This is a genomic window from uncultured Allobosea sp. (assembly GCF_945957345.1).
Lineage (GTDB): Bacteria > Pseudomonadota > Alphaproteobacteria > Rhizobiales > Beijerinckiaceae > Allobosea.
The window spans coordinates 24583-35424 of record NZ_CAMFKW010000050.1; the positions used below are offsets into that span (position 1 = coordinate 24583).

The window sequence follows — 10842 nt, forward strand, 5'->3', positions numbered from 1 at the left end:
GCTCAGCGCCAGCCGTAGCCGCTCGGATAATAGGGCTGGTAGCCATAGGCGCTGACCGGCAGGGCCGGGCGCAGCAGGATCTGGCCCCGCGCCGCTTCCCAATTGCCGTTGCGGCGCTGCTGGGCGACGCTGGTCGCCTGGCTGCGCTGCTTGGCCTTGGCGATCTTGTGCTTGGACGAATGCGCCTTCGCGATCTTCGTCTTCGACGAGGAGGAAGCCTTGGCGAAACGCGAGAGATTATCGGGGGCCGCGCCATGCAGCGCGATCCGGGTCTGGCCCGCGCCGTATTTCTTCACCAGCGCGAAGAGCTTGGCGGCGTTGGCCGGGTGCAGGCGGATGCAGCCATGCGAGGCCGGGCGGCCGAGCGCGCCGACAGCCCCGGTTCCATGAATCGCATAGCCGCCGCGGAAGAACACGGCATAGGGCATCGCGCCGCCATATTTGCGGGAATACCAGTTCTTCTCGAGCCGGGTCGGCCTGTAGACCCCGTTGGGCGAGCGGAACCCCTGGCGGCCCGAGGAGATCTTCCACTCATAGGCTTCGCCGTCTGTCGTGGTCACCGACATGCGCTGGGCGGGGATGTCGACCCTGACATCGACGCCGGCATGGGCGGCGCCGGCAAAGGCCGACAGGAAGAGAACGGCCAGGATGCCGAGAACGCGACGCATCACACTCACTCCGAAAGACGCAACTGCTGGATGAGGCGTTGTCGAGCTCTGATGGCCGCCGCCCTTGACTCTAGGAAAGCGCCGGCCGTGCGGTGTTGTAAAGCTGGAAGGCGGAACGTGGTTTCCGGCCGCTCAGATCATCGGCAGCGAAGCGGGCTTGCGGCCGCGCGGGAAGGCAGTGTCGATCCGGGCGATTTCAGTCTCGGAGAGCGTTAGTGTCAGCGCGCCGGCATTGTCTTCGACATGCGCAACCCGGCCTGCCTTTGGGATCGCGAAGACGCTTTGGCGCCGCGTCAGGAAGGCGAGCGCGACCTGCCGGGGCGTCGCGCCATGGCTGGCGGCGATCTCGGCCAGCACCTTGCCCGGCGCGCTGCCGGTGGCCGGAAAATCGTCATGGCCGAAGGGGCTGTAGGCGGTAACCGCGACGCCGTTCTCCTCGCACCACGGGATCACCGCATGCTCGATCGCGCGCTCGCGCAGATGGTAGAGCACCTGATTGCAGGCGATCCTGCCCTTGCCGGCTGCGGCGAGCGCTTCATCCAGGTCGTCCTCGTCGAAATTGCTGACGCCCCAGGACAGGATCTTGCCCTCCTGCTTCAGCGCCTCGAAACCGGCGAAGGTTTCGGCCAGGGGATGAGGGCCGCGCCAGTGCAGCAGATAGCAGTCGAGCCGGTCGGTGCCGAGATGCTTCAGAGAGCGCTCGCAGGCGGCCTGCACGCCGCGTCGCGAGGCGTTGTGCGGCAGCACCTTCGAGACCAGAAAGACCTCGCCGCGCCGCCCGGCGATGGCCTCGCCGATCAGCGCTTCCGAGCGGCCGTCGCCATACATCTCGGCTGTGTCGATATGGGTGAGCCCGAGATCGAGCCCGCGGCGGAAGGCGGCGATCGCCTCGCGCCGGTCGCCCTGCTCGCTATACCAGCTGCCCTGGCCGATCGAGGGGATCGAGGGGCCGGATACTCCGAAGTTGCGTTGCATGACGCTCTCCTGATGCCGCGCCTCAATCGACCATGACGTCGAACCGCTCATGGCGGATTTCGCCGTCCTTGTAGCGGATGCGCGCGCGGAAGCTGTCCGGCCCGCGATAACCGGCCCGTGAAGTGTATTCGAAGGCGAGTGAAGAGCCGAGCTTGCCGTCGCAGTGCCGCATCGGTCCCGGCCCGTATTCGGCCTTGGCATTGCGGGTCGCCAACCGGACCTTGCCCCGATGCGGCGGCTCCGTCAGCACGCCCTTAGGACGGCGGATCGGTCGGCAGCGCTCGTCCATGGTCATGAATGTGCGCTGCAGGAAAGTCGGCTTGCCGGCTTCGACTCGCTCGACGCCCTCAATTTGTCCGGAGCTCGCGCCATCACCGGTCACGCAGCCGCCGAGCAGACTGCAGAGTAGCGTGGCGGCGATAATGGTCAGTCCGGGAACGGGCATCGCTTTCCCCGAGATAGGCAGTTCGAGACGTGGAGGCGTTCTAGGTCGGCGGCGTGCCGTTATCCGAGAGTACTTCGCCCGCGAGATAGAGCGAGCCGCAGATCAGGATGCGCGGCGGCACCGACCAGTCGCGCGCGGCTATCGTCCTGAGCGCCTGCTCGACCGAGCTGGAGACCTCGGCGATAAGGCCTGCGCTGCGGGCAGCCTCCGCGACCTCCTCGGCCGGCCGCGCGGCCAGCGAGTTATGGATCGGCACGGCGTAGAGCACCTGCGCCAGTCCCTTGAAATGGCGCAGCGTCGCGGCGGCATCCTTGGTCGAGAGCAGGCCGGCGATCATGACGAGCGGCGCCGGGTTGCGGTCGGCGAGATCGGCCATAGCCTGGGCCAGCACGCGCCCGCCATCGGGATTGTGACCGCCATCGAGCCAGAGTTCGGCGCGCTCCGGCACGATCTCGGCCAGCGCCCCGCGCGACAGGCGCTGCAAGCGCGCCGGCCAGTCGGCATTGCGCATCCCGTCTTCGAAGGCGCGGGTCGGCAGGGCGCCGTAGCCGGCGGCCCGAAGCGCTGCGATCGCGGTGCCCGCATTGATATGCTGGTGCCGGCCGGAAAGGCGCGGCAAGGGCAGGTCGAGCAGGCCGTCCTGATCCTCGTATACCAGCCGTCCGCCGGCCTCGTGGACGTTGAAATCCTGTGCGCCGACCAGGATCCTGGAGGCGCCGGCGCGCTCGGCCGCAGCTTCCAGGACGGCGGTCGGCTCCGGCTCCTGCGGCGCGATCACGGCCGGGGCGCCGCGCTTGAAGATGCCGGCCTTCTCGCCGGCGATCTTGGTGACGGTGTCGCCGAGATATTCGGAATGGTCGAGCGAGACCGGCGTCACCACCGCGCAGGCCGGATGGGCGATGACATTCGTCGCATCGAAGCGCCCGCCGAGCCCGACCTCCAGCAGCAGCACATCGGCCGGATGCTCGGCGAAGAGCAGCAGGCCGGCTGCCGTCGTCATCTCGAAGAAGGTGATGGGGTCGCCGGCATTGATCGCCTCGCAGCGCTCCAGCGCCTCGACCAGCTTGTCCTCGGCGACGAAGCGGCCGCCGCCGGGCGCGCCCAGCCGGATGCGTTCATGGAAGCGCACCAGATGCGGCGAGATATAGACATGGACCGAGAGGCCGGCCGCCTCGAGGATCGCCCGCATGAAGGCGATGGTCGAGCCCTTGCCGTTGGTGCCGGCGACATGGATCACCGGCGGCAGCTTCTTCTGGGGGTCGCCGAGCCGCTCCAGCAGGGTGAGGATGCGGCCGAGCGAGAGGTCGATCAGCTTGGGATGCAGCGCCATGAAGCGCGCAAGCAATGCGTCGGAAGACCCCATGACGTGACGGCCCCCAGCCGTGGAATTCCTTAGACGGCCTCAGCCACCGGGCGCGCAGGCGCTGTCGCCTCTTCCTTCACGGCCGGCTGCTTGGTCAGCAGGCGGCCGAGCCGGGCGAGCGTCTCCGGCAGGTCGCGGCGATGCACGACCATGTCGACCATGCCGTGATCCTTAAGGTATTCGGAGCGCTGGAATCCGTCCGGCAGCTTCTCGCGGATCGTCTGCTCGATCACGCGCGGGCCGGCGAAGCCGATCAGCGCGCCGGGCTCGGCGATATGGACGTCGCCCAACATGGCATAGGAGGCGGTGACGCCACCGGTGGTCGGATTGGTCAGCACCACGAAATAAGGCAGACCGGCCGCGCGCAGGCGCCGCACCGCGACCGTCGTGCGGGGCAACTGCATCAGCGAGAGGATGCCTTCCTGCATGCGTGCGCCGCCCGACGCGGCGAAGACGACATAGGGCGTCTTCTTGTCGAGCGCGGTCTCGGCGCCCTTCACGAAGGCTTCGCCTGCGGCCATGCCGAGCGAGCCGCCCATGAAATGGAAATCCTGCACGGCCAGCGTCATCGGCAGGCCCTTGACGCGGCCATAGCCGATCTTGAAGGCGTCCTGCATTCCGGTCTTGGCGCGGGCATCCTTCAGCCGGTCGACATAGCGCTTCTCGTCGCGGAACTTCAGCGGGTCGGTCGCAACCTCGGGCAGCGCGACATCGAGCCACTTGCCGTCGTCGAAGGTCAGGCGCAGGCGCTCCGGCGCGGTGACGCGCATATGGTGCTCGGAGCCGGGGATGACGTAACCATTGGCCTCGACATCCTTGTGGAACACCATCTGCCCGGAATCGGGGCACTTGATCCAGAGGTTCTCCGGGCTCTCGCGCTTGAACAGCGTCTTGATGCGCGGCCGGACGACTTCGGAAATCCAGTTCATCGGATGAATCCCTGATGGGCTTGTCGGCGCTTGGGCGCCGTCACGCCGAAAATGGGGTCGCGCCTGCCGGCGGGCAAGCGACGCGACCGTGAACGAAACCGGGCTCAGGCCGCCTTGGCGACGGAGCGGATGCCCTGTGCGAGTTCGCTGACCAGCGAGGTGACAGCCGAAACCGTCTTTTCCGTGGCCTTGCCCTGGTCATCAAGCGAAAGGCGGACGCGCTCGACAAGGGCCGAGCCGACGACGACGCCGTCCGCCCGCTTGGCGATGGTGGCGGCATCCTCCGCGGTCTTGACGCCGAAGCCGACCGCGACGGGCAGGTCGGTATGGCGCTTGATCCGCGCGACGGCGTCGCCGACCGCGCCGTAATCGGCGATGGCCCCGCCGGTCACGCCGGTGACCGAAACGTAATAGACGAAGCCGGAGGTGTTCTGCAGCACCTTGGGCAGACGCTTGTCGTCGGTCGTTGGCGTCGCCAGGCGGATGAAGCAGACGCCGGCCTTCAGCGCCGGCAGGCAGAGCTCCTCGTCCTCTTCCGGCGGCAGGTCGACCACGATGAGCCCATCGATGCCGACGCGGCGGGCATCCGCGAGGAAGGCCTCGACGCCATAGGCCCAGATCGGATTGTAATAGCCCATCAGCACGATCGGCGTGTCATGGCCGGCCTTGCGGAAGCTCTCGACCATGGCGAGCGTCTTGCGCAGCGTCTGGCCGGCCTTGAGCGCGCGCTGGCCTGCGAGCTGCACCGGTACGCCATCCGCCATCGGGTCGGTGAAGGGCACGCCGAGCTCGATCACGTCGGCGCCGGCACCCGGCAGGGCCGCGAGGATCGCGCTGGAGGTCTGGAAATCCGGGTCGCCGGCGGTGACGAAGGTCACGAGCGCCGCCCGGCCCTCGCGGGCGCAGGCTTGGAAGCGGTTCTGGATGCGGGTCTGGCCAGTCTCAGTCATGTTGCAGCGGTTAAAGCATCGGACCGAAAAGTGGAAGCCACTTTTCGGGCGAATCCGATGCGAGGGCAAAGAGATAGATCGCCACTTCGCGACCGTCAGGGCGCGCGGCGAGCTATCATGATGAGCGCCGGCTGGCGAGTGGCTTGCGTGCGGCACGCGCCTGCGCCACATCGGCCGGGCATGCGCGCCTTCGACACCGCCCTTCCGATCGATGCCGTTCTCGGCGATCTCGCTGCCTCTTTGCGGGCGCGGCCGAATGCCGTGCTGGTCGCCCCGCCCGGCGCCGGCAAGACCACGCGCGTGCCGCTCGCCCTGCTCGACGAGCCCTGGACGAAAGGCGGCAAGCTGATCGTGCTGGAGCCACGCCGTCTGGCGGCGCGTGGGGCGGCGAACCGGATGGCGCAGACCTGGGGCGAGCGCGTCGGCGAGACCGTCGGTCTGCGCGTCCGGCTCGGTTCGAAGATCGGGCCGAAGACGCGGATCGAAGTCGTGACCGAGGGCGTCTTCGCCCGAATGATCCTCGACGATCCCGCACTCGACGGCGTCGCCGCCGTGCTCTTCGACGAATTCCACGAACGTTCGCTCGATGCCGATTTCGGGCTGGCGCTGGCGCTCGATGTGCAGGGCGGCCTGCGCGAGGACCTGCGCATCCTCGTGATGTCCGCGACGCTCGACGGTGCCCGCGTCGCGAAGCTCCTCGGCGATGCCCCGGTGATCGAGAGCGAGGGCCGGGCCTACCCCATCGAGACGCGCTATCGCAGCCGCGACCCGCTGAAGCGCATCGAGGATCAGGTCACCGAGACGATCCTGCTCGCGCTGAACGAGCAGCCGGGCTCGCAGCTCGTCTTCCTGCCCGGCCAGGGCGAGATCCGCCGCGTCGAGGAGCGTCTGCGCGAGAGATTGCGCGACCCCGCCGTCGAGATCGCGCCGCTCTATGGCGCGCTCGACCAGCGCGAGCAGGACCGTGCCGTGCTGCCGGCGCCGCCCGGTCGACGCAAGATCGTGCTCGCGACCGCCATCGCCGAGACTTCGCTGACCATCGAGGGCGTGCGCGTCGTCATCGATTCCGGTCTTGCCCGCGTGCCGGTCTACGAGCCCGATATCGGCGTGACGCGATTGGAGACCCGCCGCGTCAGCCGCGCCGCCGCTGACCAGCGCCGGGGCCGCGCCGGCCGCACCGAGCCGGGCGTGTGCTACCGGCTCTGGGAGGAAGCCGCGACCGGCGCGCTCGAAGCCTTCGCCAGACCGGAAATCCTCTCCGCCGACCTGAGCCCGTTGCTGCTCGATTGTGCCGCCTGGGGCGTGGGCGATCCGACGACGCTCGCCTTCCTCGATCCGCCGCCCGCGCCAGCCCTCAAGGAAGCGCACGCCCTGCTGAGCAATATCGGCGCGCTCGATGCCGACGGCCGCATTACCCCGGACGGTCGCGCGTTGCAGGCCTTGCCCTTGCCGCCACGCCTCGCCCGCATGGTCGTGGCGGCCGCCCGTCTCAGACAGGCGGATGCGGCCGCCGATCTCGCCGCCGTGCTGGTCGAGCGCGGTCTCGGCGGCGATGCGATCGATCTCGCCGAGCGGCTGGAGCGCTTCAATCGCGAACGCGGCGGCCGGGCAGGCGACATGCGCCGCCTCGCCGAAGGCTGGGCGCGAACCGCCGAGCGGAGCGTTGGCAGGGATCGGATTGAGGGCGGCGAAGCCCTGTCTCCCGGCATCCTTCTCGCCTTTGCCTATCCCGACCGCATCGCCAAGGCCCGCGCGCCCGGCTCCGGCCAGTATCTCCTGGCAAACGGCCGCGGTGGTGCGCTGGAGCCCTCGCAGCGTCTGGCGCGTGAGCCCTATATCGTCGTGGCCGAGATGACCGGCGCGGCCCAGCAGGCCCGCATCATGGCCGCGGCCGCGATCAGCGAAGCGGAGATCGCGACGCTCGTCTCGCATGGCCTCGCCCCCTTCGCCATTGCGGAGCGCGAGGAAGCGAGCTTCGACCGCACGGCGCGCGCGCTGCGCGTCCGGGCCGTGCGTCGCTATGGCGCGCTCTCGCTGTCGGAACGGCCACTCTCCGTCGCCGACACCCCGGAGAATGCCGAGGCGCTGGCCAAGGGTATCGCCGCGCTCGGCATCAGCCTCCTGCCCTGGACCAAGGGGCAGAACCAGTTGCGCGAACGTGCCGCCTTCCTGCGCAAGGCCGAGCCCGAGGACGGCTGGCCCGACCTCTGCGACGAGGGCTTGGCGCAAGAGCCGGAGCTCTGGCTGGCGCCGCATCTCCTCGGCCGTGCCTCGCTGGCGTCGATCCAGTCCTCCGATCTCGATTCGGCGCTGGCGAGCCTCTTGCCCTGGGAGATGAAGCGCCGGCTCGATCAGGAAGCGCCGACCCATTTCACCGCGCCGACCGGCTCTTCTCTCGCAGTCGACTACGCCGCCGAGGCCGGCCCCACCATCTCCGTGCGTGTGCAGGAGCTCTACGGCCTCGCGACCCATCCGGCCCTGGCCGGCGGGCGCGTGCCGCTGGTGCTGGAGCTGCTCTCCCCGGCCCACCGCCCGATCCAGGTCACGCGCGACCTGCCGGGCTTCTGGCGGGGCTCATGGGCCGCCGTGAAATCCGAGATGAAGGGCCGCTACCCTCGCCATCTCTGGCCGGACGACCCCGCGGCGGCGCTGCCGACAACGCGTGCGAAGCCGCGCGGTACCTGAATTAGTTCCCCATCCGGTCGCGCCATTGCCGCTCGCCGGCGAGGCAGTTGGTATTGCTGCCGGCCTGCGCCTTGTGGAAGGTCGCATCGGCCGGGGCTTCGGCGATCTCGCGCAGCAGCTTCGACTTCGTCGCCTCGACGAACTGGTGCTTCTCGCGGATCGGGATGACGAAGGCGCCGATCCCTGTGATGACGCAGTCGCTGTAATAGGTGTCGAGATTGTCGATGTCGAAATAGCCGGCCTGTTTCAGCATCACCGGCAGGCCGTTGATGGCGATGCCCTTGGCGCCGGCCTCGTCGCGGGCGGCGGTGACCGGGCGCCCGTCATTGTTGGCGCCGTCCCCGGAGATGTCGATCACGCGGCGCATCGCGCTCACATTGGATTGTTCGAGCAATTGCGTGCCGAGATCGATCGCCCCCGAAATCGAGGTACGACGGCCGCGCCGCGTCGGCGCCTCGCCCAATTCCTCGGCAAAAGCGATCGCGGCGGCGGGGCCGTCGATCACCTTCCAGGGCCGGACGATATGCTGGAAGCCGCTGCCGGCCCATTCGAAATAGGTCACGGCAATCTTGCCGACCGCGCCCTTGTTGATGGCGTCATGGAGCTGCTTCGAGCGGAAGGCCTCGATATAGCCGTTGCGCTGCAGGGCAAGCTCGTCGAGATCCATCGAATAGGAGATGTCGACAGCCAGCACGAGCGCGACATCGACCTCTTCGGGCGGTGCTCCCGTGGTCTGGGCCCGCGGCAGGGCAGGCAGCCAGAGCGTCGCCGCTGCCAGACATGAGAGACCGTACAGCCAATGCCGCATCGCCACCTCCGCCATCCCTTTGCGCGGCGGAGTGTGCGCTTGGCCGGGGCACGCGCCAAGTCGGAAAATCCGGCTAAGAGCGCCTGTTTCGATAGCAAATTCGCGAGCGGGAGTGCTCAGGCGGCGCGGCGGCCCTCGACGATGCCGATCGCGGCGGCAGCAGCCTCCTCGACGGTCAGCGCCGAGGTGTCGAGCATGACCGCATCCTCCGCCGCCTTGAGCGGCGCGTCGCTGCGGCCGGAATCGCGGGCGTCGCGCCGGCGGATATCGGCGAGGATGCCGTCGAGGGTGACGGTCTCGCCACGTCCGACCAGCTCCTTGTGGCGCCGTGCGGCTCGCACCTCCGGCGTCGCCGTGACGAAGAGCTTGGCCGGAGCCTCCGGGCAGATCACCGTGCCGATGTCGCGCCCGTCGAGCACGGCGCCGCCGGCTTGTGCCGCGAAGCGTCGCTGCCGGGTCAGCAGGCCGGCGCGCACGGCCGGCATGGCGGCGACCACGGAAGCCGCCTCGCCGATCTCCCGACCGCGCAGGCGCTCCTCGGGGAAGGCGGTCTCGTCGAAGCTGCCGACGATCGTCTCGGCCGCGGCGGCATCGTGAATGTCGTGGCCGGCATCGAGCATGGCGCGCGCCACCATCCGGTAGAGCAGGCCGGTATCGAGATAGGGCAGGCCGTAATGCGCTGCGAGCCGGCGCGCGAGCGTGCCCTTGCCGGAGGCGGCGGGGCCGTCGACGGCGATGACGAGCCGGCCGGGGCGCGCCGCCGTGCTCATCCGATCTGGCCTCCGAGCCCGTTCATCAGCGAAACGAAGCTCGGGAAGCTCGTCGCGATCATCAGCCCGTCATCGACCACGACGGGCTGCTGCGTCGCCAGGCCCATGACGAGGAAGCTCATGGCGATGCGGTGGTCGAGATGGGTCGCGATCGGCCCGCCGCCACGCACCGGCCCGCCGCCCGAGCCCTCGACGATCAGGTCGTCGCCCTCGATCCGGCAGGTCACGCCGGCAGCCTTCAGCCCGGCCTCGACCGCCGCGAGGCGATCGGATTCCTTGACGCGCAATTCTTGCAGGCCGCGCATCCGCGTCGTGCCCGTCGCGAAGGAGGCGGCCACGGCCAGCACCGGATATTCGTCGATCATCGCCGGAGCCCGCTCCGGCGGCACCGTCACGCCCTTCAGGCTGGAGGCACGCACGCGCAGGTCGCAGACCGTTTCGCCGCCCTCGTTGGCCTCGCGCTCGACGGTGATGTCGGCGCCCATCTCGCGCAGCGTGGTCAGGAGCCCCGAGCGCAGCGGATTGGTCATCACGCTCTCGATCAGGATGTCCGAGCCCGGCACGATCAGCCCCGCCACCAGCGGGAAGGCGGCCGAGGACGGGTCCGCCGGCACGACGATCGGCGCCGCCTTCAGCTCCGGCTGGCCCTTCAGCACGATGCGGCGGCCATGCTCGCCTTCGGGCGTGACCGTGATCTCGGCGCCGAAATGCGCGAGCATCTTCTCGGTATGGTCGCGGGTCGCTTCCGCCTCGATCACCGTGGTCTCGCCGGGCGCGGCGAGCGCGGCGAGCAGCACGGCCGACTTGATCTGCGCCGAGGCGACGGGCGGGCGATAGGTGATCGGAATCGCTTCCTTCGGGCCGCGCAGCGTCAATGGCACGCGGCCGCCTTCCTGCTGCGAGACGACGACGGTGCCCATCTGCTCGAGCGGGTCGAGAATGCGGCGCATCGGCCGCTTGCGCAGCGAGGCGTCGCCGTCGAAGGTCGTGGTGATCGGATGCGAACCGCAGACGCCCATCATCAGGCGCGAGCCGGTGCCGGCATTGCCGAAGTCGAGCACGCCGGCCGGTTCGCGCAGGCCGCCGACGCCGACGCCCTGGACGCGCCAGGCGCCGGGCCCGTCATGATGGACGATGGCGCCGAGCGCGCGGGCCGCCGCGGCGGTGCGCATCACGTCCTCGCCTTCGAGCAGCCCGGTGACCTTGGTCTCGCCGATCGCCAGCAGGCCGAAGATCATCGCCCGGTGCG

General features: G+C 69.3%; 10 protein-coding genes. 1 reads left to right on the top strand and 9 read right to left on the bottom strand.

From position 1 onward, the window contains the following. Positions 1-2 precede the first annotated feature (2 nt). The 6 genes from Q0Q36_RS20545 to trpA form a co-directional block, all read right to left on the bottom strand. Positions 3-668 carry a L,D-transpeptidase gene (locus Q0Q36_RS20545; RefSeq protein ID WP_293800950.1) on the bottom strand — a complete coding sequence of 222 codons (666 nt, stop codon included), beginning with the start codon at positions 666-668 and terminating at the stop codon, positions 3-5. A 132-nt stretch (positions 669-800) separates the two neighbouring features. Then, the gene (locus tag Q0Q36_RS20550; RefSeq protein ID WP_293800952.1) at positions 801-1643 is read right to left on the bottom strand and encodes an aldo/keto reductase; all 843 of its coding nucleotides are present in this window, start codon (positions 1641-1643) and stop codon (positions 801-803) included. A 22-nt stretch (positions 1644-1665) separates the two neighbouring features. After that, the gene (locus Q0Q36_RS20555) at positions 1666-2088 is read right to left on the bottom strand and encodes a hypothetical protein (protein WP_293800954.1); all 423 of its coding nucleotides are present in this window, start codon (positions 2086-2088) and stop codon (positions 1666-1668) included. Between the two features lie 40 nt (positions 2089-2128). Then, entirely contained in the window at positions 2129-3451 is a 1323-nt protein-coding gene (locus Q0Q36_RS20560; protein WP_293800956.1) for a folylpolyglutamate synthase/dihydrofolate synthase family protein, read from the bottom strand. Between the two features lie 29 nt (positions 3452-3480). Beyond that, a complete protein-coding gene (gene accD / locus Q0Q36_RS20565) occupies positions 3481-4380 on the bottom strand; it encodes an acetyl-CoA carboxylase, carboxyltransferase subunit beta (RefSeq protein WP_293800957.1) in 900 nt (299 codons plus the stop codon). 104 nt (positions 4381-4484) lie between these two features. Continuing rightward, entirely contained in the window at positions 4485-5330 is an 846-nt protein-coding gene (trpA, locus tag Q0Q36_RS20570; protein ID WP_293800959.1) for a tryptophan synthase subunit alpha, read from the bottom strand. 180 nt (positions 5331-5510) lie between these two features. On the opposite strand from trpA, the gene hrpB reads away from it, so the two are divergent. Next, on the top strand, positions 5511-8015 hold the full coding sequence (gene hrpB, locus Q0Q36_RS20575; RefSeq protein ID WP_293800961.1) for an ATP-dependent helicase HrpB: 2505 nt from the start codon (positions 5511-5513) through the stop codon (positions 8013-8015). Between the two features lies 1 nt (position 8016). On the opposite strand, the gene Q0Q36_RS20580 is transcribed toward hrpB, so the two are convergent. The 3 genes from Q0Q36_RS20580 to aroA all read right to left on the bottom strand — a co-directional run. Next, the gene (locus Q0Q36_RS20580; RefSeq protein ID WP_293800963.1) at positions 8017-8823 is read right to left on the bottom strand and encodes a DUF1194 domain-containing protein; all 807 of its coding nucleotides are present in this window, start codon (positions 8821-8823) and stop codon (positions 8017-8019) included. Between the two features lie 116 nt (positions 8824-8939). Next, entirely contained in the window at positions 8940-9593 is a 654-nt protein-coding gene (gene cmk / locus Q0Q36_RS20585; RefSeq protein WP_293800965.1) for a (d)CMP kinase, read from the bottom strand. Continuing rightward, the coding region (gene aroA / locus Q0Q36_RS20590) for a 3-phosphoshikimate 1-carboxyvinyltransferase (RefSeq protein WP_293800967.1) at positions 9590-10842 on the bottom strand (1253 nt) is incomplete at its 5' end. The genes cmk and aroA, both read right to left, overlap by 4 nt.